Source organism: Mesorhizobium sp. M0664, assembly GCF_040320565.1.
Classification (GTDB): Bacteria; Pseudomonadota; Alphaproteobacteria; order Rhizobiales; family Rhizobiaceae; genus Mesorhizobium.
This window is the reverse complement of the sequence record NZ_JAMYPW010000010.1, coordinates 1-22,885: the sequence shown is the minus strand read 5'-3', so window position 1 is coordinate 22,885 and position 22,885 is coordinate 1. Positions and strand designations below refer to the sequence as shown.

Sequence of the window (22,885 nt, the reverse complement as noted above, 5' to 3'; positions counted from 1 at the left end):
CAGCCGCTGTTGGGCGTCCGTCGTTTTTCTCATGGGCGACGGGCCTCCTGGTTAGAACAGTCCGCTGGTTGCCATTGGGGGGAGTAACGTCCCCTCCTCTTTTGCAGCAGCCAGGAACGCCTTAGCAGCCATTTGAGGTGACACGTTATCGGCCAGTGCGGCCGTGCAGATTCGTACCGCAAGGTCCCACCGAGGACCCCGGTTAGTCCACTTCATGAGTTCCTCGGCCGCACCTTCGACGTGGCTGATCCCGACGCGGACACTTGGGTGGTCGGACCTGACGTACACAGGAGGGGAGAACGAATGGCGAGACCTAGAGGAAACTTAAAGCGGAACCAGCCTGCCGATCAACCCAGGTTGTAGGGGAACGATGTAGGCCCCTCGCGGGTTTAGAGGTGGCAGCGGATTCTTCGTGATGTGCAGCCGCTGTAGGGGGGTCCGTCGCCTCTCCCTCAGCGGCGGCGGGCTCCTTTCGCCAAGGCGGTGCTGGCCAGAGAACCTTTACCGCATCCAAGTTAGCTAGTTGGGGGGAGTAATATCCCCTCCTCTTTTGCAGCAGCCAGGAATGCCTTACGAGCCTCCTCAGGTTCCATCTCGTCGAATATCACGGCCATGCAAACGCGCACCGCCAGGTCCCAGCAAGGGCCACGCCTGGTCCACTTCATCAGCTCCTCGCCGGCTGCCTCGGCGTTGTTGACGTTGCGGATGATCCCGGGACGCTCGGTCTTGACGGGGACCGGAGGGTTGAACCAGTGGAGGGCCATGCGGTCACTCCTTGTCGACCTTATCAAGTTCCTCCAGCAAATACCTTTGCTCAGCCAGTTCCCGTTCTACAGGCAGATTTAGCAGCTTGCGAAGGTAATTGCGGATTACCTCTAACTGTTGAAAATGGCGCAGGACGGCGCGCTTTGTTGCGATGCCACAGTCCCTGGAGGTGGCTGACAGCTACTCGCGACCGTCGAAAGCCACGTAGAGGCCCATGGCCGTTGCTGCCTCGACTATCGCCTCGGTTAATTCTTCGTCGGAGGCCACCAAATAAGGCGCAGCCTCCCGAGCTTCGCGCAGCGCCACTTTGATCGAGACCGTGTCGCCAAGGTCCGCCCTGTTGAGGAGTACGTTGATTGCTTGCTCTAGAAGTGGACCTACCCTTTGCGCGACGCTCATCCAGCCCTCCCCAGGCACACGCCGAAGTGGACTCTACTCCCTGCCTGAGCGACATCAAGGCCATGTACGAGTCGTACAAATTGGCACGGTGCTAGGCCGCAACAGTCAGGAACGTTTGGTTCAGAAATTCGTCCGGGTGATCGGATAATTGGGTCGCGCGAAGAACTCCGGACGCCCCGTGGTGCCAAACACTGTTGCTTCGCCGTCGATGATTGCCCGCTTTGCGTTCAATTCAGCCGCAGCCCGGACGATTGGGCTGTATCTGTCAGTCCAGTCGAAGCCGTTTCGTGTGCAGGTCTGCACCTTACCCCGTTGGATGATCAACTGCGTGCGATACCCATCATATTTGATGTCGTGAAACCACCCTTGGCCCTTGGGCGGCTTCTCGACCAGGGTGGGCATTTGGAACTCAATACATGACAGCCGGCCAACGCCAAGGCTCGGTGAGCATGCGCCCGCACTCCACACAGTATGATTTTAATCAATATCGCTGGTTCGAATCGGTTCCGAAACAAGGTGCACGCTGGCGGCGTTGGCATTTTCCACATATTAGCAATCCCTTGACTGCCGTCAAAGCCGCTCCAGAATCATGGGCATGGCTTGGGAAGTTGCGGACATCAATATCGGCGATGAGGTGGCGATCACCGTGACGGTGCTGAAGCTGCTGGACGACGGAAGAGCTAGTGTCAGCATCCCGTCCTATGGTTTTCCGCATTCAGTCCCTGCTCCTAAAAGATCCAAACCAGGTGACGAGCTACAGCTGACCGGCGAGGTCACGCGCGTCGACGAGGAAAATCGAAAGGTGACGGTGAAAGCTGGCGGGCTAATCACCGTGGATGCCGACACGATCACCGACTGGACGCCTGTTCGCCGCAAAAAGATGTCACGTAGAGATGGGGCGGATTAGCGAACGCAGATCAAAGCATGGATGCCGATGATAATCCGCAAGGCCTTGCCGCCCTGCTCTGGTGCGCATGGCATCGAGGACACCTGCCCGGCCGGCGTGCTGCCAATCGAGGAAGCTGCCTTGCCCAGCTGGCGCACTGTACGAAAATTACCAACTTCGTTAGCCGGGAACAAGCACTCTACATCAAACGTTTTTGCGAGACTGAACTCTCCTCCTCCGGCCTAGCTGTAGCGGCCCGCTGCTCTGTACGGGCAGCGGGCCTGAGGGGTCGCACATGCCGCAGCGCCTGCGTACCAATCGCACCTGCCTTAGTCCTCATGATTTAGCTATTTGCCAGCGCGTTTTCGATCGAATTTGCGCAGACGAACACCTCGACCCTTTAAGCCAACAGGGCGAAATCCTGGCGGAAACGGTAGTGGCGACTTTTCGAAATGCTCACACTGACGAGAGCGAACTGCTGAAGGCAGTCAGGTCTCGTCGCCGAAATTGAGCAGCAAATTTCACCCGGCAACCCGCTCCACAGTGTAGATAGTGTTCCGCGACCTGACGAGTGCCACGCGCACAGGCTCCTTAAAACGGTGCCCTTGCACGCACACCGCCCGAGTCTCGAACGCGACTCAATCCTCGTGATAGGTTCCCGCCATGTCTGATCATATTCTGCCCGGTCAAAAGAAGCCCAAGCTAATCTCGTCGTGGCGTTCGATCGAGGCGAGGACGGCGAACTGTTTCCCGCCTTTGGTCCGGCCGATCAGCAAAGCGAGGAACGCGCCATTCGCACCGGTCAGGCGCTCGCAGGGAAGCACGTTGGCGTAATAGCATGGAGCCGCGACGCCGACCCGGCCGTTGGCGACTACGGTCCGCCGACCGTGCTATTCACCAGCGGCGACGTGCCGGACATGGAGTAAATTCAGCCCGAGATTCCATTTCGCGGTGTTCGGCGAACTCCCCTTCACTGGGTATTTGTGGATCATTTATTGGGTAACGCCGCTCTTGGCGATGCGCTCCTCGAAAGTCGGGGCCAAGCCCGACATGCTGAAGCACTGGGCAGCGTCCATCGCGGCGGCAGCTTCTGGCCAAGCGCATGCCTTCTGCCACTTGCCGACGTTTGATGTGGCGCAAAGGATCTGCAGAAGCTAACATAGCTTGTTCTTGGAGGCTGTCGTGCGTACGAGACGTTTCAGAAAGCCCGTCGTCGTTCAACCCGGCCGGATCGATCGCGACAGAGTTGTTGCGTCCGTATCCGACGCGGCCGAAGTTCTGCTGAGGGATTGGCCGAGGCCGGCGGGCAAGTCGCGGCTCGCCGCAATCGAAGCATGCCTTGCCGTAATCCGTGGAGAAAAACCACCAAGGATAGCGCGCCAGGCGTTCATCGCTGCTGCCAAGGAGGCCAGGATATTGCTCGCGGAAGAAATTTAGGCTTACCCAGCACCCGTATGGGCATGCCCTTGAAGCACGGAGCGCTGCTGGATTCAGCGGCTTTGTTGCTTGTGGCATCGGCAGAGCGCGACCTATCGATGTAGTGCGATTTTATCGATACGATTCGATTCTGTGTCGATGGCGACGATGTATCGGCTCGACTTGTCGATCGCACATTGATCGACCTCTCCTGCCCCGTCAGGATACAAGGACGTGAAGCGCAAGCCGTGCTGAAGCTTGTCTTGTCGCGTGAGCGGCGCTTACTGAACCGCGAAGCCAGGCAGCTCATTCCCAGCCAGGCCACCTAGACCATCTAGACCTGATGGCATGGCCCGAACGTCGTGCACTGTCAGGCTTTGGCCTTGCGCTTTGCTGGTGCTTTTTTTGGCGGCGTTTTTTCAACCGCCTTGCGGCCGAGACCGGCAGCTTTGGCAAGCGCAGACCGCTGAGCCGCATAGCTGGGGGCGACCATAGGATAGTCCCACGCCAAACCCCACTTGGCTCTGTACTCATCAGGTGTCATGCCAAGCAAGCCCAGGTGGCGCTTCATCGACTTGAACTTGCGCCCGTTCTCAAGGCTTATAATGTATTCGGGAAAGATCGACTTCTTAGGATTTACCGCGGGCATAAGTATTGGCGATGGTGCAGCGACCGGCTCAGCCAGGCCAGACAACGCAGAATTGACAATGGCGATCAAATTCGGCAGATCCGCCACGGGCGTTGCGTTGCTCTGGACATAGGCTGCGACGATATCTGCTGTCATCCCTAGCAGATCAGCCCTTCGCTGCCCAATTGCTTCATCCATCAAATTCGTTCCCGTGTTGATCTCCGGCGTTCCTATTTGGAAAATTCGGCCTGCGCAATTGCAAACAACGATTATTTGACCCTAGATTACTCCAAGGCCGACTTTGCTGGTCATCCCCTGCGACATGGGTGTGTGCGGCCAATTTCCCTTCAGGTGTAGCACCCTCATTCACCCGAATGCGATCAGCAGATCGTTGGCATTATCTGGTCGCCGGCCTTGATCTGGACTTCGGCGATGGTCCTGTCGCGCTCGGCATGCAGCGCCGTTCCATCTCAAGCTTCGATCGAAAACAGCAGATCGCCGGCCTTCGCCGCTTGGACGGCAGCGACCGAGAGCGCCGAGACGACGCCAGGCATCGGCGCGCCGACACGCGAACACAGCCCAGGATCAGAACGTGTGTGATGTCAGGCGTTCAAGATTTTCGCTTCCTTGGTGGCGCTGAGAAATGCCACGCGGGCAATCTCCGGGGCCTTATCGCCGCCGAGCACCTTCATGCAGGCCATGGCTGCTGGGTGCGGCGCCCAGTTTCTCCAATGGGCAATCATAACGCATCAGGTCAGGCCGGCGTTTAGCCGCTTAACCAATCCATGGGTATAGAGGCTAAGATTATTCAGGGGCAATCGCTGAAAATTCAGAGATACTGGCCGGCAACGCAAAGTGGGTAACTGTTGCATTTTTGGGCGGGGGCAGTTGCCCCGCTTGCCGGCCTACCTTTGTATGCAATTGCTAGCCTTTTTCCCACGGCTAGAGCGACCCGGCCCCCTATCTTTCGCCTGAGTTAAAGCTGAGGCAGCAACGCTTTTTTCTGCTTTCGTTGATTTGGGATTGCTAAGAATCTTGGACGCCGCGCTTGCGACGCCCGTGGTCGTGGTTTCGTTTTTTGCCATTTTTCTCCCCACCTGGTTGATGCGTGAGGACAATGATCCCGCATTTGCTCTGAGTCGATTCGGCGCTTCTTTCGCCTGCGGAGAAACTTTCATGCCCTCTGCTAGGCTTCACCAATCCGAAAGCCAGCTTCCTTCTTCAGCAGAAGGCCCCAAGCTAATTGTTGTTACCACCTTCGACCCGCGATGAGAACGGCGACTTCCACGCAGCCTATGGGCCAGCCGAGCAGCAGACCTAAGACCGAGCGATAAAGGACCGCCAAAGCTCTGGGGACGAAACATACCGTGACATTGCGGGGTCGCGTTGCGCTAACCCGGCGCTGGGCGAATACGGCGAGCCAACGACACTCTTTGGTTCGGGGCGACGTGCCCGACATGGAGTGACGATTAGGCCGGTATCCCAACGCTCCCCTGAAATTCTCCTCAGGGTGTAGTCGAGGGGCACAGGGACACAGGAGACCTAACCAGAGGAGCGTAACACCCCTCCTCCTTGGCAGCAGCCTCGAAAGCCTGACGGACCTCTTCCACACGGTCCTGAAGGGCTTCTACGCTTGCACAGCCTTCCTCCACTTAGGTCCCGTCTTGGTCCACTTCATAAGTTCCTCGGCGGCACCCTCGACATTGTCGCACCCGTAGGTGGCCCAACGTCGGTGTTGACGTACACCGGAGGGGAGAACCAATGGGTTGCCACGGGCGGAAATTAGAGGGGACTTCCTCAGTAACCAGCTTCCGGTCGCGAGTTTTGATAAACTTTCCAATCACCAGCTCTAATCAGAGGCGACCGTAACGTCCCCTCCACCTCGGCAGCAGCCAGGAATGCCTTACGAGCCTCCTCAGGTTCCCTCTCGTCGAATATCGCGGCCATACAAACGCGCACCGCGAGGTCACCAAGGGCCACGCTTCGTCCACTTCGTCAGCTCCTCGCCGGCCGTCTCGGCGTTGTTGACGTGGTGGATGATCCCGGGACGCTCGGTCTTGAGGACCGGAGGGGAGAACCAATGGGTTGTAGGGCGAGGAATTTCGTCGGCCGATTCTTGCTTCCGCAGCTCAAACTCTTCTGAAAGCTCCCGCGCCAGTGCGGCAAGCGTCGGTGTCAGAGTTGGTTCGCCCACAAACCTTAGGAGCCTGCGCAGCTTCCGGCAGTAGCCTTCCGAACTGATCATCCCCCGGAAGGCACGTCCCCTACGCAGCATGGCCATAAGGGTCACTGAAGGTTCCTTCTGGTTCGTCGAAGGCCATAGAAGCCCGCGCTGCCAAAGTGGTGGCGCTCCAATCAGCCTCGACCTGCTCTCGCCGCTCAAGCTCCTGCAACAATGCAGCAAGGGACGCCGGCAGTTTCTCGTCGACTTCGAGACCAAGCCTGTTGCGGAGCAGCTGACGATTATCTTCTGAGCTGATCAGCCGTTGAAAGGCTGTCGCTGCTGTTGGTCGTGCCGGCATAACGTCGTTCCCACATTCGGTCTGAAACACTTTCGTTGCGAAAGGGTTCCGAAGGGGATGCGAATAATTTGGTGGGTGCGCGCGCGAAGTTCCCCGCGCCCCTCTCGATCCCATAGACGGTTGAACCAATGGGTTGCCATGCGGCTATTCGCGAAGATCGAACCCGACAAACAGGCCAAAGGCTGGGGCAACATTGACAATAAGCTCCACCAGCTCGCAGTCAGTTTCCGCCAGATGTGGCCCATCTCGGCGCACTGCTGCGATAGTGTCTTTTATGGAGATGATTTGGCCGCGAGGGACTTGTAGGGTTAGCTCGTGAACAAGGTGTTTGGCCGTCACCTTGTCGGGTCGACAGTCCGTGCAAACGTTCATACGAGGCCTCCCACCTCAGCGAGAACCCAAGCGGCCACTTAGGTCACCTCTCGAACAAATCAATGTTCGAATCGTACGAAATAAAGGACTGAATCTTTGGGAGAAATTTCTCCTCCTCCTACGGGGAGAGATACATCTTGGCTTCCTTGGCGGCAGCCTCGAAGGCCTTTCGTACCACCTGAGGGTCAATCGGATCGCCCTCTAGATCTGACAGGCAGAGGGTCACCGCCTTATGCCAGCGAGGTCCTCTGCGGGTCCACCTCTTGAGCTGCTCAAGGGCTGCCCTCGCATTGTCGCAGCCATGCCTGTCGCCGGTTTCAGTCTTCACGAACACCGGAGGGACGAACCAATGGGTTGCCATGAGGGGTAAGTAGGGCGGCACGAACCCGCCGACCATCCGAATCATGGTAGGTCATGCTCGGTCCCTGCTCGGCAGAGAGCGGGCAACAAACCGAAGGTGTTCATAGAGAACGGCCTCGTCGAACTCGCCGTCCGAGAAGAGTGCCATTGCGCTCACGCTCAGGCGCTCCGCCTGCTCGCTTCCTACTGGAATGCCTTGCTCGGCGCATACACGATCAAAGACCTGCTTCAACAGAATCAGGTCGCCAGGATAGGCAGTACCACTAGTTGAGCTGCTGCTGGTCATAGGCTGTCACCATTGGGGCGGACGCGCGGTGGGCTCTCCTGCCAGAGCCGAATGCCCAAACCCTAACCTTCAAGTCGCGCGACTCAGAGCAGTTGAAACTACAGCCGCTTCCGTTCCCGGCAGTTCGAACAGCATGGGCAGGTGGCGACACTCGGCTTCGTCCACGATCAGCTCCTCGATAGTCGCGATGGAAAGATGGCTTTTGAGGCGCAGCCGGACAACCGCCGCCAGTTTGTGAACGGGCACTGGCACCGCCCCCGTGTGATCGTCTAGCAAACTATTGATCTCAGCAACTACCTTTGGATCGACGGCGTGGGGCAATGGCAGCATGAGAGCGTTCCTTTCGGAAGTAACTCTAGGCGGATCAGGGCGATGAGTCTGGCCGCGTACGTTTTTAACCAAATGTCGCGGACATCATCGGAGGTCAGTCCACGGTCGTTAGCGGCTGCGTGCATTAGAGCGGCGGGGCGCCGGCTGCATAGCCAATCGTGAAGCAAGATGAACCTTTCCTGCGTTTATTGTGTTTGTAGGGATGCCTCGCTTTTTCTTCGACTTCACCGATACCGGGCAAGTCTTCCCCGACGTCAAAGGCACCGATCTGCCAGACCTCGAAGCTGCAAAACAAGAGGCGGTAAGAGCCTTGGTCGAAATCACCAAAGATAAGCTGCCGCAATTGGTGCGGTGACTATCTACCTCCTGCATGGCCCCGTGGCCTCGCATATGCGTCGGCGGCCCGCCGATGAAGAGCCTGAGCGGCCAGTTGACGGCCGTCGAAAATGACTATTAAGTTCGGTCATAGAACGAATTAATCGGAGCTGCTGTTGAACGACCTGCCGCGCATTTCTCGTCAGTTCTCCCAGCGCTCCGTCATGGAGGCGATCGTGCAAGGAGGGCCGATCTCGCGCGCTTCGATCGCAAAGCAGACCGGCTTGTCCAAGCAGACAATCTCCGAGATCGTCAGGACACTCGAGCAGGAAGGCTGGGTGCAGGAGACAGGGCGCACGAGCGGACATGTCGGACGCACGGCTGTCACTTACGAACTCGTATTTGACGCGGCCTACATCGCGGCCGTCGACCTCGGCGGCGCCAAAGTCCGGGTCGCGCTCACCGATCTTGCCTGCCAGATATTCGCGGAGGAAACGGCGCCGACCGATCCTCGGGGCGGACAGTTCATCGTCGACCAGATCGTGGATCTAGCGCTTCAGGCGGCCGAGAGGCACCGAATCTCGCGCACAAAGATAAGGCTGGCGGTGATTGGTGTTCCCGGTGCACCCGACAAGAAGACGGGCCGCGTTCTGCTTGCCCCGAATATTGCCGGCTTTGGCACGATGAATGTCGTTCGCGCTTTCGAGCAGGCATTCGGGTTTCATGTGATGATCGAGAACGATGTCAATCTGGCGGTGCTCGGCGAGAACTGGCAGGGGTGCGGCCGCGGTATCGACAATCTCGCCTTCATAGCGCTGGGTACCGGTATCGGCAGCGGCCTCATGGTTGGAGGCAATCTGGTGCGGGGCGCCAGCAATGCAGCCGGCGAGATGGGCTTTTTGCCGATTGGCGCCGATCCTTTCGCGCCGACATCGTTGCGCGCCGGCGCTTTCGAGCGCGTGGTCGCAACCAACGCCATGGTTGAACGCTACGCAGCGCTGACGGGCAACATCGTCAACGTGCCGACGATTTTCCACAGTGCATTGGCCGGAGACAGGCATGCCGCGACGGTGCTCGACGAAACCGCGCGCTACCTGGCGCAAGGCATTGTGGCCATAGCGGCAATTGCCAATCCGCAAAAGGTCGTCCTGGGCGGCTCGATCGGGCTGCGGCCGGAAATCCTGTTGCGCGTTAGGGACCTGCTGCCGCGCTGCTTCCCCTACCCTATCGCCGTTGAGGCCAGCGAACTCGGGTCGCGGGCAGCGCTCATCGGCGCTGCCGCGATCGGGCTCGGCCAGTTGCACAACACACTGTTCGGCGTCGACGCGCCCGACGGACGCATTTCGCTTCCCCCAGCCAGTTCGGCCGTGCTGCGCGAGGCCACGCTATGACTGTCTCAAAGGACATCACCACTCGCTTGCGCGCGGCCCTCGATTGCGACGCAGCGGTTGAGCTTCTGCGGGGGGCAATCGGCCGCGAAAGCATAACCGGTCACGAAGAAAACTTTGTCGCCTTCCTTGAAGACCGGATGCGCGTGCTTGGCTTGAGCGAAATTCGGCGCGCGGAATTCGCGCCCGGCCGGCCCAACATCTGGGGTGAGCGCAAAGGTGCCGGCGCCGGCAAGCGGCTGCTCTTCATCGGCCACACCGATACGGTCCATGTCGAGGGCTGGCGCGAGCACTGGGCTGGCACCGCCAAGCAGGATCCGTTTGCCGCGCCAATGATCGACGGGCAGATCTGGGGCCGCGGCGCCGGCGACCTCAAGGCCGGCATCTGCTCCGCGCTGTCGGCACTCTCTCTGCTAGACACAGCCGACATCCAACTGGCCGGCGACGTTGCCTTTGCCTTCGTCGGCGACGAGGAGAGCGGCCAGCCTGGAACCGGCGTCTCCGCCGGCATCAAGGACTTCGTCGGCCGCATCGAGAGAGGCGAAATCGTGGCGCCCGATTTCGTCGTCTATGTGGAGCCTACCCGCCTTTCGGTTTATCCGGCCCAAATTGGCTTCTTCATTACCGACATCACCATCACCGGACGATCAGCCTATTTCGGCGTACCCGAACTCGGCAAGGATGCCTTGCGTGCAAGCCACGCCGTCATGAGCGCGCTGTGGAAGCATTCGGAAGATGTTGCAACAAGGGCCGAGCACCCGCTGATTGGGCGTGGCTTCCTGCTGATCACCGGCCTTGCGGGCGGCGGCTACATCGCGGTGCCCGAACGCTGCACGTTGTCGCTGATCCGCAAGCTGTTGCCCGGCGAGTCGCTGGACGAGGCCGCCGCCGAAATCGAGGCAGTGGTGCGCGGCGCCATCACCGATCCCGAAATCATGTTGGCGTTCGCCTATCCGGCCGGTCGCGATCATCCGCTCGGGGGTAACGCCGCCGAGATTGCACCTGACAGGCCGGAGGTCGGCGCTCTTGCTGCCGCCATGGCCCGATCGATGGCTGGTCGCGGCGCCATCGAAGGCGCGCCATTCTGGTCAGAGTCATCATTTTTCACCAACCGGCTCGGCATCCCCGCCGTGTACTGCGCGCCAGGCGATATTCGCAACTGCCACACCTTCAACGAACACGTCGATGTCGAGGAATATCTGGCCGGCGTCATCGGCTTCGCCCGGTTCATGGTGGAGTATTGCGGCGTTACGGAATGAAGGACAACTGAGAGCGAAAATGGGAGAACTATCATGCTGATAGACAGACTTGTTGCTACAGCACTTGCAGGTAGCCTGATGCTCATGGCCGGTGGAGCCGGCGCACAGACAGTGGGACCGAGCGGCGAGACGGCGACACCCAGCGCCGAGGTTAGATTGTCGGATGCAGACCTGGCCGCAGTAAAGGAGAAGGGCTACAAGGCCGCGCTGCTGTGGCACACCTCCTCCGACTTCACCAATGCGGTCACGTCCGGTGCCAAGGATGAATTTGCCCGTGCCGGCATTCAAATCGTCGCCACCACCGACGCGGGCTTTGACGCCGCGCGCCAGCGCAGCGACATCGAAACCGCGCTCGCGGCGAAGCCAAACGTCATCCTGTCACTGCCCCTCGATCCGGTCACTTCGGCCGAGGCGTTCCGTCAGGCGCTCACCGACGGCACCAAGCTGGTATTCCTTTCCAATCTGCCGAAAGGCTACAAGCACGGAACCGACTATGCAGCCATCGTCACTGACGACCTGTTCCAGATGGGCAAGCAGGCGGCCGATGCACTGGCCAAGGCGCTCGATGGAAAGGGCAAGGTCGGCTACATCTTCCACGACGCCAGTTACTATGTGACGAACCAGCGCGACCAGGCTTTCAAGACAACGATCGAGAAGGATTATCCCGGCATCAAGATCGTCGCCGAGCAGGGGATCTCCGATCCGGCGCGGGCAGAAGAGCTGGCCAGCGCGATGCTCGTGCAGCATCCCGATCTTGACGGCATCTACGTCACCTGGGCCGAACCGGCCGACGGCGTGCTGTCGGCCTTGCGGGCAAGCGGAAACACCAAGACCAAGATTGTCACGCTCGACCTCGCCGAACCGGTGGCGCTCGATATGGTCAAGGGCGGCAATGTGACCGCACTGGTGGCCGACAAGGCCTATGAGCTCGGCCGCGCCATGGCCGCTGTCGGCGTCAAGGCGCTGCTCGGCCAGGAGACCCCGGCCTTCGTCGTTGCCCCGGCGCTTACCGTGACCAAGCAGAACGTTGCGCAGGGCTGGAAGGATTCGTTGAACCGCGACGCGCCGCAATCGGTGCTCGACGCGGCCAAATGACAGGGCAATGCCCGGCGGCCAATCAGGGCCGCCGACATCATAAAAACAAGGGGAACCGACATGCGCATAGCAATTGGAATGTTGTCGGCACTGGTAGCACTCGTCGCTGCCAACGCCTTCGCAGCCGAGGGCACCACCACGGGACCGAACGGGGAAAAGCCGACGCCGGCAAAGAGCGTCGTGCTCACACCAGCTGAGGAGCAGCAGATCAAGGACGGCAAATACACCGCCGCGCTGGTCTGGCATGAGATGAGCGAATACACCAACGCGGTGAACAGCGGCGCCCAGGACGAGTTGAAGCGGCTCGGCATCACGGTCGTCGCTCAGACCGACGCCGGCTTTGATGCGGCCCGTCAGAAATCCGACGTCGAGACAGTACTCGCCAAAAGGCCCTCTATTATACTGTCCCTACCGGTCGATCCCGCAAGTGCGGCCACCGTCTATGATCCTGCGCGCCAGGCCGGCGTGAAATTGGGATTCGTCGACAATTCGCCGGCAGGCTACGTTCACGGCAAGGATTATGTGACCATCGTTTCGGACGACCTTTTCCAGATGGGCAACAAGGCCGGGATCGCAATGGCCGACGCGCTCGGCAAGCAGGGCAAGGTCGGCTACATCTTTCACGATGCCGATTTCTACGTCACCAACCAGCGTGACGGAGCATTCAAGCACACGATCGAGCAGGACTATCCCGACATGAAGATCGTGGCCGAGGCCGGAATGGCCGACCCCGCGCGCAGCGAGGAAATCGCGCAGGCGATGATCACACAGCACCCGGACCTCGACGGTATCTATGTCACCTGGGCTGAGCCGGCGCTTAGCGTGCTGTCCACATTGCGGGCGGCCGGCAACAGCCACACCAAGATCGTCACGCTCGACCTGAACGAACCGGCGGCACTGGACATGGTGAAAGGCGGCAACGTTGCCGCACTCATCGCAGACGAAGCCTACGACATCGGCGTAACGCTGGCGCGCGCCACGGCCGCCTCGTTGATCGGCAAGAAGGCCGCGCCGTTCATCGTGGTCGATTCCCTCGCCGTCACCAAGGACACTGTCAAGGACGGGTGGAAGCGGTCCCTCAACAAGGACGTGCCCGCGACCATCGCGGCCGCCATGAAATAGCGGCGGACAATGGCGCCCCGCCGGAGGAAGTGAGAATGTCGAGTGTCAACACCAGCCCCGGCCGGGCAGCGAGCTTGGTCAGCCGCTTCAACCTGCAGCAATATGTCGTCTATCTCGGATTTCTGGCGATCTTTCTGTTCTTCGCGATCGTACTGAAGGACAGCGGTTTTCTGACGGTCCGCAACCTGTCCAACATCGTGCTGCAGACGGCACCCGTGACGATCATGGCGATCGGCCTTGTCTTTGTCATGTCGGCGGGCGAAATTGATCTTTCGATAGGTTCGATCGTTGCCGTGGCAGCCCTTGCCGCCGCGGTGGCGATAAACGTCTACGGCTTGTTGGCTGGGGTGCTGGCCGGCCTCGGCGCCGGCCTGCTGATCGGCCTGCTCAACGGCGCCCTCGTGGCTTACGTCAAGTTGCCTTCATTCCTGGTAACGCTGGCGACGCTCGGGCTGTTTGCCGGCGTATCTCGCTCGATGACCGATTTGCGGTCGATCCCGGTCACCAACGACGCTTTCACCGGTTTCTTCGGCTCGGGTTCTTTGCTGGGTGTTCCGTCTTTGATCTGGTGGACGGTAATTGCCGTTGCGATCGCGCATCTCATCTTTCGCGAGACGCGCTTCGGCGCCCATGTGCTGGCCACCGGCGACAACAGCCGTGCCGCCAGTGTTTCCGGCATCAGCGTGGCGCAGATAAGGCTTGCCGTTCTGACCACAAGCGGCGGGCTCGCCGGCCTTGCCGGGCTGCTCTATGCCGGCCGGCTGCAGGCTGCGAAATACACGCTCGGAGAAACCGACCTTATGACGGTGATAGCGGCCGTCATTGTCGGCGGAACCCTGCTTAACGGCGGCAAGGGATCGATTGTCGGTGCGCTGGTGGGCTCGCTGATGATGGGCATGCTGAACAACGGCCTCATCCTGATGGGCCTGTCCGTCTCCGACCAGATGATCGTGCGCGGCTTGATCATTCTTGCGGCCGTCGCCGTATCGCTGCGCGAAAAGTCCCGTTGAAGGAGTTTTGTCATGTTCCTCGATGTTCTGCGGCGCCGCAATCCGAGCTTTATAGAAAGCGCCATGCGCCTGCACCAGGAAGGAAAGCTGCCGGCTAATTCCTATGTGCTCGACCTCGATGCCGTCGAAAGCAATGCCCGGGTCCTGAAGCGCGAGGCCGACCGGTTCGGCCTGAAGATTTTCGCCATGACCAAGCAGGTCGGCCGCGCCAGTTCGTTCTGCCATGCGCTCAAGCGTGGCGGCATCGATCAGGCCGTCGCCGTCGACATGGCCTGCGCGCGGGCAACGCACAGAGCAGGCCTGAGGCTCGGTCATCTTGGCCACCTGCAGCAGATCGCAAGGCACGAGGCCAATGCGGCGGCCAAAACGTTCAGGCCGGACTATTGGACCGTCTTCAACGACACCAAGGCTGAAGAAACCGCTGCCGGCGCAAGGCTCGCCGGGTACACGCAAAACCTGCTTGCCCGCATCCGCGCCGATGGTGACGTTTTCTACCGCGGCCACGAAGGTGGTTTTGAGGCGGCCGATATCGCCGCTGTCGCCGAAAAACTGGATGGTCTCGACGGTGCCCGGTTCGCTGGCATCACCACCTTCCCGGCGCTGTTGTTCGACCAGACCACGCGAACGGTCCTGCCGACACACAATCTGGCGACACTGGGCAGAGCTGCCGAAGCGCTCGCCAAGTCCGGCCGCAGCGACATAGAGGTGAACGCGCCCGGCACAACGTCGAGTGTCCTGCTTGGCGCGCTGGCGGAAGCCGGCGCCACGCAATGTGAACCGGGCAATGGATTGGCCGGCACCACCGCGCTGCACGTCATGGAGGATCTGCCGGAGCTCCCTGCCGTTCTGTACTTGACCGAGGTCTCGCATTTGTCTGGCGGCAAAGCCTACTGCCTGGGTGGCGGCTTCTATATCGATCCGATCTTTCCGGACTATGAGGTGAAGGCAATCGTGTCCGCAGAACCCACCACGGCCGCCGCCGCGCTCAGAAGCGTCGAGGTGCCGCCGCCTGCCGCAATCGACTATTACGCAATGATTGACGCTAGCGGCGCCAATGCACCACGCCCCGGCGACACGGCGGTGTTCGGCTTTCGCGGCCAGGCGTTCGTGACCCGCGCCTACGTGGTCGGCATCTCCGGTGTCTCAAAGGGGGCGCCCCAAGTCGAAACGATCGAAAACGGTTTTGGCGAAACCGCTGCCTGGCCTGTCTAGGAGCAAGTGATGAACGCAACCACGACCGGCACGGCCCCTGTTTTGCAGCTGCGCGACATCCGCAAGAATTTCGGCGGCCTCACCGCCATCGAAAATTTCTCGCTCGAGCTCTATCCCGGCGAGATAGTGGCGTTGGTCGGCGATAACGGTGCCGGCAAGTCGACGCTGGTCAAGATCGTGACGGGGGTGCATGCTCCGACATCCGGGACGATCATCATCGAGGGGCGGGCGGTGGCAATGTCGAGCGCCACCATGGCGCGCGCCCACGGCATTGAGGTGGTCTATCAGGACCTGGCGCTCGCCGATCAGCAGACCGTCTACATGAACATGTTTCTTGGCCGCGAGCCGGTGAACCGCTTCGGCCTGCTCGACCGACGCCGGATGATCGACGACACCGAAAAGCTGGTGAAGGATCTCGACGTTCGTATCCCATCGGCTCACGCCACCATCCGCGATCTCTCGGGCGGCCAGCGCCAGGGCGTGGCGATTGCGCGCGCCACGCACTGGGCAAGCAAGCTGATCCTGCTCGACGAGCCAACCGCCGCGCTCGGCGTTGCCGAGACCGCCAAGGTCGAGACGATTGTTCTGTCGCTGAAGCAGCGCAACATTGGCGTGCTGATCATCAGCCACAGCCTCGACCAGGTGTTCAGGCTCTCAGATCGGATCTGTGTTCTGCGACGTGGCAAACAGATCGGCGTGCGCAAGACCAGCGAGACCGACAAGAACGAGATCGTCGCCATGATCACCGGGCTTCAGCACTAGCCCGGTCCGACAGAGGCGCGCCGTTCAGACATTGCGTTACCCGAGCAGCGAGTGGCATGATTTCAGATCCACGATCAGGCCTCGGCCACAGAATGTCGTCAGCATCAATCCAGCGCGCGCAGATGGCGGATGGGGCGCCCACCAGCAATCCGGTCGGCGGCTGTGGCTATGGAATTGGCGTCGATGCCGAAGTGGCGGTAAAGGTCGCCGATAGTCCCTGACTGGCCAAAATGCTCGACGCCGAGACTGCGCGTGCGATGGCCGTACACCGAACCCAGCCAGCCGAGTACCGCCGGATGACCGTCGGTGACGGAGACGATGGTGCAATGCGCAGGGAGATCGGCAAACAGCCTTTCGATATGACTCCTGGCGTGAACGAGGCCGCGTTCGCGCGCGCGACTTGCCGCTGTCCAGCCTGCGTTCAAGCGATCGGCCGAAGTCACGGCCAAAAGACCGACGTCGCGACGGTCCTCGGCCATCATGCCGATAGCTTCGATGGCCTCCGGCGCAACCGCGCCGGTATAGGCAACAATCACTTCGGCATTGGGACCCGGAGCCCGCAGCCAGTAGCCCCCGTCGATGATGTCCTGCTCGAGCTGTGGCATCATGGGACGAATGATCTGCTCGACCGGGCGCGTCGAGAGCCGCAGATAGACCGAGCCGCCGGTCTCGTCGCGCAGCCAGGTGCGCTCCGACTGCACGGCGTCGCCGTCGCGCTGCATATAATCCAGCGCAAAGCGCATGATGACGGCGAGCTCGTCGACGAAGGCCGGCTCGTAGGCCGCAAGCCCGTCCTGTGCCATCCCGATCAACGGTGTGGCGATCGACTGATGCGCCCCACCTTCCGGAGCCAATGTGACCCCGGATGGCGTGGCGACCAGCAGGAAGCGCGCATCCTGATAGCAGGCATAGTTGAGCGCATCGAGACCGCGCTGGATGAACGGATCGTAGAGCGTGCCGATCGGCAGCAGCCGTTTGCCGAAAATCGAATGCGACAGCCCAAGTGCCGACAGCAGGATGAACAGATTGTTCTCGGCGATGCCGAGTTCGATGTGCTGGCCGGAGGGGCCGAATTCCCATTTCTGCGCCGAGGCGATGCGTTCGCTGCGGAAAGTGTCGGCGAGTGACTGACGCGCGAACAGGCCGCGCCGGTTGACCCAGGGGCCGAGATTGGTCGAAACCGTGACGTCGGGCGATGCCGTCACGATCGCGTCGGCGAGCGGCCCGCCAGCCCGCGCAATCTCGTCCAGAATTCTGCCGAAGCCGACCTGCGTGGAGACGCTGCCTTTGGCTTCCGCGACGAGACGACCAGGGACCACGATGCGCTGGGCGTGCCGGCGCCGCTGGCCCTTTGCCGCGAACGGAACGGCGTCGAGGAATCGTTGCAGCTCCAGATCTCCAACAGCCAATCCCTCGAAGGCGTCCCACTCCCGCCCGTCGCCGACCGACATCGAGGCACGAAGGACCGCCATCTGATCCCTGGTCATCAGGCCGGCGTGGTTGTCCTTGTGGCCGGCGAGCGGCAGGCCGAAGCCCTTGATCGTATATGCAATGAAGCATGTCGGTCGATCGTTGCCGCGTGCCGTCCCGAAGGCCTCGATCAGGCATGGCAGGTCGTGGCCGCCGAGATTGGTCATCAGCGCGGCGAGCTCGGCATCGGAGCGCCGGTCGAGAAGCGATGCCAGGCCCGGCTTGTCTCCGATGTCGGCGACTAGGCGCTTGCGCCAGGCGGAGCCGCCTTGAAACGTCAGCGCCGAATAGAGCTGGTTCGGGCAGGCCTCGATCCATGCCTTTAGCGCCTCGCCCCCCGGTTCGGTGAAGGAGGCTTCGAGCAGCGAGCCGTATTTCAGGATCACGACGTCCCAGCCGAAATTCCGGAAAATGTTTTCGAAGCGTTCCCAAAGGCCTTCGCGAACCACGGCATCGAGGCTCTGTCGGTTGTAGTCGACGATCCACCAGCAGTTGCGCAGGCCGTGTTTCCACCCTTCGAGCAGCGCCTCGAAGATGTTGCCTTCGTCCATCTCGGCATCGCCGATCAGCGCCACCATGCGGCCCTCGGGCATGCTTTCGTCGCGGGCGCCGAGATAATCCTGCACAAGGGAGGCAAACAGTGTCTGCGCGACGCCGAGGCCTACGGAGCCGGTGGAGAAATCGACGTCGTCGACATCCTTGGTCCGCGACGGATAGCTTTGCGCGCCACCGAAGGCGCGAAATCCTTCGAGCTTCTCCCTCGTCTGATTGCCCAAAAGATACTGGATGGCGTGAAACACTGGCGAGGCATGCGGCTTTACCGCGACGCGGTCGTGTGGCCTCAGCACTGAGAAATAGAGCGCGGTCATGATCGTCACCAGCGACGCCGAGGATGCCTGGTGTCCGCCAATCTTCAAGCCGTCCGTATTTTCCCGCAGGTGATTGGCGTTATGGATCATCCATGTCGACAGCCAGAGCACCTTTTTCTCCAGTGCCGAAAGCGCCTCCAGTTTTTGTTTGTCCATGCTGCAAGACTCCCGGTTGCGATGTCTCAATCCTAGGGCTGAGCAAAAACCAATTGTCGCTAAACTTGCATGAGATTGGCAGCTGCGTTAGCTGGTTGTGCCAATATCAGCCAATGGAGTGACGTTCGATGCCAAAAAGTCGACTGGACAATATCGACCGAAAGATCATTGCCGCGCTGCAGGTCGATGGCAGGATGACGGCGCAGCAGCTTGCCGAGCGGGTCGGCCTTTCGGCCTCGCCCTGCGCCCGCCGGGTCCGCCTGATGGAGGATATGGGGGTGATCACTGGCTATGCCGCCCTGATCGACCAGGACATGGTCGATCTGCCGATCTCGGTGTTTGCCTCGATCAAGCTTGAGCGCCAGCGCGAGAGCGAGCTGAACCGGTTCAACGCGGCAATCGCGCGCTGGCCCGAGGTGGTCGATTGCTATCTGATGACTGGCCAGCGCGATTATCTGCTGCGTGTGGTGGTGCGCGACCTGCACGCCTATGAGCGCTTCCTGAAGGAAAAACTGACGCGGCTCGATGGCGTCTCCTCGATCGAGTCCAGCTTCGCGCTTGCCCAGATCAAGCGATCGAACCGGTTGCCGGTAGAGGCATGATTTTTTCGGACGGACCCGCGTGTCGCAGGTCTTGCAGCAAGTGGGCAATATGGGTTCGGCACGCCTCAACACTGGCTGTGATTTCTGGTGTTTCCGCCGGCTGCAATTGGATCTTATGCTCATGGTTGCGGCGAGAATCGACTGCCTTCCGGCGCATCAGCCGCCGCCGCGCGGATTGCTCAAGAACCTGGCTGACCGCCAAAGCCAACCAGGCCGCAATGGCGCGGGACGTCCACCATTTGGCGGTCTCTTCCGGGAAAATCAGAAAAGTGCCGGTGCTGCTCGACATAGCGCGGCATGGCACTGGAGCGGTCTGCAGATTTTGCGCAACGAAGAATGCCGTCTTTCCGGTGCGACGTCTGACGCTTGGCAGGAATGGTCGGCGGCACTGCGTCATTAGCATTGGATTTCTCCTCGCGAAACGGCGGGAGTCTGGGCGCTGTGCTTTTGCTTTGTCATCCTGGTGTACCGACCTGAACGGGTGGCATTAGCATTAGAAGCGATACCGAGCGAACTATAAGTGACGGGTTTTGGCTGCCGCTATAAAGTTGTGTGAAATTTTGTCAGCTTTGCGCGACCGGAATAGCTGGACGACATCCGACGCCGCAGCTCGGACCATGCAAGGCGAACTAACGAATTCGTTCCGGGAAAATCCCGGCTGCCGGCTGGGTCAGGCCTGCGTGACGGTACCCAACTCTGAGAAAACTGCCCGTATCGCAGCTGCTGGGTTGGCCAGTTCCCAGAGCGTCAAATCGCCGTCGCCGTCGGCGTTGTCGCAATGGCCGGAATGAAGGTGGGCATGCCAAGACCTCCCGCGGGTTGGACCGGCGAGAGCAGCGGCGTGCGCTGCTAGGCCGAACGTTGGGAACCCACGTGGAGTGAGCCAGCCGCCCAGGCTTCGCACGGGCTGCCCAGCTTGGAGCTTTCGGCTTGCCGGCGGAGGATGGGAATGCGTTCCCCGACACCGTGGCACTCGCCGTCCTTTCGCGGTGTGTTTCTGACGGCCCGGCCGTTTACTTTCAGTTTGCAGCCTCAACTCATCCCACGCCGCAGCAGCCAACTTCGTGAGCTCGTGAATTGTAACGCCGGGAACAACAGCCTTGGCGATCTCGCACAGGTGCTGGTGATGCGTCAGATAAATCACCTGGCCAGCGCTTGCCATCTGACCAAACAACCTGAAAAACCTCCTCGGACCGGAAATGGTCGAAGGTCTCCACGATGTCGTCGGCAATGAATGGCGCAGAGGGTCGAACCTGGGCGAACTCGTAATATCCGGCAAGCCGCAGGGCCAGGTAGAGCTGAAAACGCGCACCCGTTGAGAGCGCGTCGGCGACCTTGGACTGCCCGTCGCTGCAATGCGAGGAGGACTTCTCCGCCCTTCACGGGTTGGGTCGCAAGCCCCGAATACTGGCCCGCGTGATGAGTGCGAAAGCGTCAGACGCCCGCTTCATCATCCCGGAGCGATGGTCCCGACGGCCAGCGGCTACGAAGCCTCGCCTATGCGTTCAACGCAATCTATATTCTGTTCAACACAGGAGGTTCTCATGGCTGCGCAGACACGGACGGCTGCAGAAAGCGAAGCAACGGTCGCATCGACCCGCAATAAACTTGTACTGGAGCAAGCGAAAGCCGCCGGCCTCCTCGGCGCCGCGAAGAATACCCGTCTTTCGGCGCGGGTGCCCGCGGAGTTGATCGAGGCGGCCAAGAAGCGCGCCCACGTCACCTCGGACACGGAGCTGTTGGAATTGGCGCTGTCGCGCCTGGCCCTCGAAGATGACTTTGGCGCCCGCCTGGTCGGACGTAAGGGCAGTATCCCGGCGGACATGGATCTTGGGGTTTGATCTTTCCGAAACCCTCCGATCGCTAAAGCCCCAAAAGCACAACGGAACGCTGAAGCGCAGGGCCGACGACGATCTCCCATGGGTTGCTGACGAACCTGCGATCGGGGGACCGCTGTTTCTGGATACGAGCGTCTATCTGGATGTCCTGCAGGGACGATCGCCGGTTGAAGTCGATACGCTGCTTACCTATCGCCGATGCCACCATTCCGCTGTCTGCCTGTCTGAGCTGACCCAAGCCTTTGGTCAGCTGGACCCTAAGCATGCCTCCACAAAAGCTGTCCTCGAGACGATTGAAGCCACGGTAGAGGACATTCCGGACCACCGACTTCATGCACCGGACGATGCGATCTGGGGACAGGCCGGGGTCTTGGCTGGCTTGCTCTTCCGGCTGAGCAATCTGCCCAACAGGGAGGGGCACGAGCGCCGCTTCCTAAATGACGCCCTCGTGTTCCCGCAGGGGTGTCAGTTGGGTGCGAGCGTGCTGACCGGCAACGTCCGCGATTTTGATCTCCTCACCCAGGTTCTGCCGACGGGACGGATCATCCTCTATCGAGCTCCGCCGGAACGGCGGTCATCATGAACGTCACGGTTGGTCCTCCTGTCGATATTCTTCACGAACTGGAACAGCTGGATCGGGGGCCGGCGACTGAGGTCAATCATCTGCAGAATACGCCGGCCTTTCGAGGCGACTGCACCTCTGCCCGCTTTATCTGGCATCACACCTTCAGCCTCCTTCATGCGCTTCCGCTCGATGGCTCCATGTGGGCCGGGTAGACAGACCTTCTTCCGGGATCAACCTATGCGCCGACGCTGTACCCCTTGGGCGACCGTATCGAGGAATGGGCCGCCGAAGTTCTAAAGTTGGTGAAAGGTGACCGCCTGATTGTCGTCGGCTGTTCGGTTGGAGGGTCCTGCGCGCTCGAGCTGGGCTGTTGCCGCGCCCATGCCGACGAGTTCGAGCGGCAAGGCGCCCTCGTTCGCCGTCCGGGTCAAGAGGATACGGACGGCATCCGAAACCGTGAGTCCCATGCTTTCCAAAACCACCGTGGCGCGTTCCTTCACTTCCGCGTTAATTCGGGTCTGGACCAGTGCGTTCGATGCCGTGGCCGGGTCTCCTTTCACTGACGAAGAACGTAATACATCTGCATGACACGTCGGGCCGGGTGTCCTCGAGCGCCTGCAGAACCTTGGCGCGGAACCAGGCATCATGGGCGTCGCTGTTGTCGTTGAGGACGCGGACGCCGAGGCCCATTTTGCTGAACGGCGGGCGGCAGCGCTTCGCAGGGCCGTGGCGGGCGAGCGGTGAGGCTCGTCTGGGCGCGGTTTGCGCTCTCCGATCGCGATGACATCTTCACACATATCGAAGCGGAAATCCGAGCGCGGCAGTTGACGTCGACAGCAGATCGTGTTTGCGGCGCGCCGTCTCATCGACTTTCCCGAAAGCGGGCGACCCGGCCGGATCGCGGGCACGTGAGAGCTCGTCATCCCGCGCACGCCTTATATCGCCGCCTATGTTGTGACGACCGACACGGTTCGCATCCTTCGCGTCCTGCATGGCGCCCAGATGTGGCCGGATGAGATCGCCACGGAGTAGTCTTCTTTCTTTCCGAATGTGGAAATCCAGCACCGCTTTCCGGCGGGCCAACGGCCTGAGTTCCGTACCATCGAGCACTCCAGGTTGACAGTGCCGGCCCATCGATTTAAGTTCGCGTTAGTGGCCACTAACGCGAAACACTGGACAGCGCTCGGAGACTCGACGAGGCGCACGATATTCGAATTGTTGGTCGAACAGCCTTGTTCGGTCAGCGGACTTGCTCGTG

The 22,885-nt window shown here is 60.6% G+C and carries 29 protein-coding genes and 5 pseudogenes; 17 read left to right on the top strand and 17 right to left on the bottom strand.

From position 1 onward, the window contains the following. Positions 1-51: 51 nt before the first annotated feature. The 4 genes from NKI39_RS12940 to NKI39_RS12925 form a co-directional block, all read right to left on the bottom strand. Positions 52-288, bottom strand: a complete 237-nt coding sequence (locus NKI39_RS12940; protein ID WP_352503662.1) for a DUF982 domain-containing protein — start codon at positions 286-288, stop codon at positions 52-54. Between the two features lie 227 nt (positions 289-515). Then, complete coding sequence (locus NKI39_RS12935) at positions 516-764, bottom strand: DUF982 domain-containing protein (RefSeq protein WP_352832179.1); 249 nt, start codon at positions 762-764, stop codon at positions 516-518. Between the two features lie 181 nt (positions 765-945). Next, complete coding sequence (locus NKI39_RS12930) at positions 946-1,164, bottom strand: hypothetical protein (protein ID WP_352473112.1); 219 nt, start codon at positions 1,162-1,164, stop codon at positions 946-948. A gap of 120 nt (positions 1,165-1,284) precedes the next feature. Then, positions 1,285-1,566: an ATP-dependent DNA ligase gene (locus tag NKI39_RS12925; RefSeq protein ID WP_352473111.1), complete on the bottom strand. Its 282-nt coding sequence runs from the start codon at positions 1,564-1,566 to the stop codon at positions 1,285-1,287. A gap of 193 nt (positions 1,567-1,759) precedes the next feature. Here NKI39_RS12925 and NKI39_RS12920 point away from each other — a divergent pair, with 193 nt between their 5' ends. The 3 genes and pseudogenes from NKI39_RS12920 (at position 1,760) to NKI39_RS12910 (ending at position 3,487) form a co-directional block, all read left to right on the top strand. Further along, positions 1,760-2,071: a hypothetical protein gene (locus NKI39_RS12920; protein ID WP_352473110.1), complete on the top strand. Its 312-nt coding sequence runs from the start codon at positions 1,760-1,762 to the stop codon at positions 2,069-2,071. Positions 2,072-2,713: 642 nt separating this feature from the next. After that, a pseudogene (locus tag NKI39_RS12915) lies at positions 2,714-2,976 on the top strand (hypothetical protein). A gap of 256 nt (positions 2,977-3,232) precedes the next feature. After that, positions 3,233-3,487: a DUF982 domain-containing protein gene (locus NKI39_RS12910; protein WP_352473196.1), complete on the top strand. Its 255-nt coding sequence runs from the start codon at positions 3,233-3,235 to the stop codon at positions 3,485-3,487. A 349-nt stretch (positions 3,488-3,836) separates the two neighbouring features. Here NKI39_RS12910 and NKI39_RS12905 read toward each other — a convergent pair whose 3' ends face one another. The 3 genes and pseudogenes from NKI39_RS12905 to NKI39_RS12895 all read right to left on the bottom strand — a co-directional run bounded on the left by NKI39_RS12905 (position 3,837) and on the right by NKI39_RS12895 (position 4,837). After that, positions 3,837-4,292 carry a Ros/MucR family transcriptional regulator gene (locus NKI39_RS12905; protein ID WP_352832176.1) on the bottom strand — a complete coding sequence of 152 codons (456 nt, stop codon included), beginning with the start codon at positions 4,290-4,292 and terminating at the stop codon, positions 3,837-3,839. A gap of 168 nt (positions 4,293-4,460) precedes the next feature. After that, positions 4,461-4,669: pseudogene (locus NKI39_RS12900) on the bottom strand (hypothetical protein); the annotation flags it as partial. A 27-nt stretch (positions 4,670-4,696) separates the two neighbouring features. Further along, positions 4,697-4,837 carry a DUF982 domain-containing protein gene (locus NKI39_RS12895; RefSeq protein WP_352503916.1) on the bottom strand — a complete coding sequence of 47 codons (141 nt, stop codon included), beginning with the start codon at positions 4,835-4,837 and terminating at the stop codon, positions 4,697-4,699. A gap of 292 nt (positions 4,838-5,129) precedes the next feature. On the opposite strand from NKI39_RS12895, the gene NKI39_RS12890 reads away from it, so the two are divergent. After that, complete coding sequence (locus NKI39_RS12890; RefSeq protein ID WP_352832173.1) at positions 5,130-5,366, top strand: hypothetical protein; 237 nt, start codon at positions 5,130-5,132, stop codon at positions 5,364-5,366. Positions 5,367-5,891: 525 nt separating this feature from the next. Here NKI39_RS12890 and NKI39_RS12885 read toward each other — a convergent pair. The 6 genes from NKI39_RS12885 to NKI39_RS12860 all read right to left on the bottom strand — a co-directional run bounded on the left by NKI39_RS12885 (position 5,892) and on the right by NKI39_RS12860 (position 7,964). Further along, the gene (locus NKI39_RS12885) at positions 5,892-6,053 is read right to left on the bottom strand and encodes a DUF982 domain-containing protein (protein ID WP_352503707.1); all 162 of its coding nucleotides are present in this window, start codon (positions 6,051-6,053) and stop codon (positions 5,892-5,894) included. A gap of 7 nt (positions 6,054-6,060) precedes the next feature. Then, the gene (locus NKI39_RS12880) at positions 6,061-6,384 is read right to left on the bottom strand and encodes a hypothetical protein (RefSeq protein WP_352772472.1); all 324 of its coding nucleotides are present in this window, start codon (positions 6,382-6,384) and stop codon (positions 6,061-6,063) included. Then, complete coding sequence (locus NKI39_RS12875) at positions 6,359-6,616, bottom strand: hypothetical protein (RefSeq protein WP_352472933.1); 258 nt, start codon at positions 6,614-6,616, stop codon at positions 6,359-6,361. Before NKI39_RS12875 ends, NKI39_RS12880 begins: the two co-directional genes overlap by 26 nt. 490 nt (positions 6,617-7,106) lie before the next feature. After that, the gene (locus NKI39_RS12870) at positions 7,107-7,349 is read right to left on the bottom strand and encodes a DUF982 domain-containing protein (protein WP_352503706.1); all 243 of its coding nucleotides are present in this window, start codon (positions 7,347-7,349) and stop codon (positions 7,107-7,109) included. Between the two features lie 51 nt (positions 7,350-7,400). Further along, positions 7,401-7,634: a hypothetical protein gene (locus NKI39_RS12865; protein WP_352472935.1), complete on the bottom strand. Its 234-nt coding sequence runs from the start codon at positions 7,632-7,634 to the stop codon at positions 7,401-7,403. Between the two features lie 69 nt (positions 7,635-7,703). Further along, complete coding sequence (locus NKI39_RS12860) at positions 7,704-7,964, bottom strand: hypothetical protein (RefSeq protein ID WP_352472936.1); 261 nt, start codon at positions 7,962-7,964, stop codon at positions 7,704-7,706. Between the two features lie 202 nt (positions 7,965-8,166). On the opposite strand from NKI39_RS12860, the gene NKI39_RS12855 reads away from it, so the two are divergent. The 8 genes from NKI39_RS12855 (at position 8,167) to NKI39_RS12820 (ending at position 16,127) form a co-directional block, all read left to right on the top strand. After that, a complete protein-coding gene (locus tag NKI39_RS12855; RefSeq protein ID WP_352472937.1) occupies positions 8,167-8,319 on the top strand; it encodes a DUF6894 family protein in 153 nt (50 codons plus the stop codon). A 136-nt stretch (positions 8,320-8,455) separates the two neighbouring features. Further along, entirely contained in the window at positions 8,456-9,670 is a 1,215-nt protein-coding gene (locus NKI39_RS12850; protein WP_352503703.1) for an ROK family transcriptional regulator, read from the top strand. Next, positions 9,667-10,926 carry a M20 family metallopeptidase gene (locus tag NKI39_RS12845; protein ID WP_352472939.1) on the top strand — a complete coding sequence of 420 codons (1,260 nt, stop codon included), beginning with the start codon at positions 9,667-9,669 and terminating at the stop codon, positions 10,924-10,926. The genes NKI39_RS12850 and NKI39_RS12845 overlap by 4 nt, the downstream gene beginning before the upstream one ends. 33 nt (positions 10,927-10,959) lie before the next feature. Further along, positions 10,960-12,021 (top strand): substrate-binding domain-containing protein, encoded by a 1,062-nt coding sequence (locus tag NKI39_RS12840; protein ID WP_352472940.1) that lies wholly within the window; start codon positions 10,960-10,962, stop codon positions 12,019-12,021. A 60-nt stretch (positions 12,022-12,081) separates the two neighbouring features. Then, a complete protein-coding gene (locus tag NKI39_RS12835) occupies positions 12,082-13,143 on the top strand; it encodes a substrate-binding domain-containing protein (RefSeq protein WP_352832170.1) in 1,062 nt (353 codons plus the stop codon). Between the two features lie 35 nt (positions 13,144-13,178). After that, the gene (locus NKI39_RS12830) at positions 13,179-14,153 is read left to right on the top strand and encodes an ABC transporter permease (RefSeq protein WP_352832168.1); all 975 of its coding nucleotides are present in this window, start codon (positions 13,179-13,181) and stop codon (positions 14,151-14,153) included. A gap of 12 nt (positions 14,154-14,165) precedes the next feature. Then, the gene (locus NKI39_RS12825; protein WP_352832165.1) at positions 14,166-15,365 is read left to right on the top strand and encodes an alanine racemase; all 1,200 of its coding nucleotides are present in this window, start codon (positions 14,166-14,168) and stop codon (positions 15,363-15,365) included. A gap of 9 nt (positions 15,366-15,374) precedes the next feature. Continuing rightward, positions 15,375-16,127, top strand: coding sequence for an ATP-binding cassette domain-containing protein (locus tag NKI39_RS12820; RefSeq protein ID WP_352832162.1), 753 nt, complete (start codon positions 15,375-15,377; stop codon positions 16,125-16,127). Positions 16,128-16,231: 104 nt separating this feature from the next. Here NKI39_RS12820 and NKI39_RS12815 read toward each other — a convergent pair whose 3' ends face one another. Further along, entirely contained in the window at positions 16,232-18,622 is a 2,391-nt protein-coding gene (locus NKI39_RS12815; protein ID WP_352832160.1) for a thiamine pyrophosphate-binding protein, read from the bottom strand. Between the two features lie 128 nt (positions 18,623-18,750). Between NKI39_RS12815 and NKI39_RS12810 the strand changes: the two genes are divergently transcribed. Continuing rightward, positions 18,751-19,224 carry an Lrp/AsnC family transcriptional regulator gene (locus tag NKI39_RS12810; protein ID WP_352832157.1) on the top strand — a complete coding sequence of 158 codons (474 nt, stop codon included), beginning with the start codon at positions 18,751-18,753 and terminating at the stop codon, positions 19,222-19,224. On the opposite strand, the gene NKI39_RS12805 is transcribed toward NKI39_RS12810, so the two are convergent. Both NKI39_RS12805 and NKI39_RS12800 read right to left on the bottom strand, forming a co-directional pair. After that, on the bottom strand, positions 19,190-19,627 hold the full coding sequence (locus NKI39_RS12805; protein WP_352832154.1) for a hypothetical protein: 438 nt from the start codon (positions 19,625-19,627) through the stop codon (positions 19,190-19,192). The genes NKI39_RS12810 and NKI39_RS12805 overlap by 35 nt on opposite strands. 663 nt (positions 19,628-20,290) lie before the next feature. Beyond that, a pseudogene (locus NKI39_RS12800) lies at positions 20,291-20,699 on the bottom strand (ATP-binding protein); the annotation flags it as partial. 69 nt (positions 20,700-20,768) lie between these two features. Here NKI39_RS12800 and NKI39_RS12795 point away from each other — a divergent pair. Genes NKI39_RS12795 through NKI39_RS12785 form a run of 3 tightly spaced genes read left to right on the top strand, consistent with a single transcriptional unit; the run spans position 20,769 to position 21,839 of the window. After that, the gene (locus NKI39_RS12795; RefSeq protein ID WP_352503696.1) at positions 20,769-21,065 is read left to right on the top strand and encodes a hypothetical protein; all 297 of its coding nucleotides are present in this window, start codon (positions 20,769-20,771) and stop codon (positions 21,063-21,065) included. Continuing rightward, entirely contained in the window at positions 21,055-21,645 is a 591-nt protein-coding gene (locus NKI39_RS12790; protein WP_352832151.1) for a type II toxin-antitoxin system VapC family toxin, read from the top strand. Before NKI39_RS12795 ends, NKI39_RS12790 begins: the two co-directional genes overlap by 11 nt. After that, positions 21,642-21,839: a hypothetical protein gene (locus tag NKI39_RS12785; protein WP_352832148.1), complete on the top strand. Its 198-nt coding sequence runs from the start codon at positions 21,642-21,644 to the stop codon at positions 21,837-21,839. The genes NKI39_RS12790 and NKI39_RS12785 overlap by 4 nt, the downstream gene beginning before the upstream one ends. Before the next feature lie 174 nt (positions 21,840-22,013). Here NKI39_RS12785 and NKI39_RS12780 read toward each other — a convergent pair. Beyond that, positions 22,014-22,187 (bottom strand): annotated as a pseudogene (locus tag NKI39_RS12780) (type II toxin-antitoxin system RelB/DinJ family antitoxin); the annotation flags it as partial. Between the two features lie 180 nt (positions 22,188-22,367). Here NKI39_RS12780 and NKI39_RS12770 point away from each other — a divergent pair. Further along, positions 22,368-22,659, top strand: a pseudogene (locus NKI39_RS12770) (type II toxin-antitoxin system RelE/ParE family toxin). The last annotated feature ends 226 nt before the right edge of the window (positions 22,660-22,885 follow it).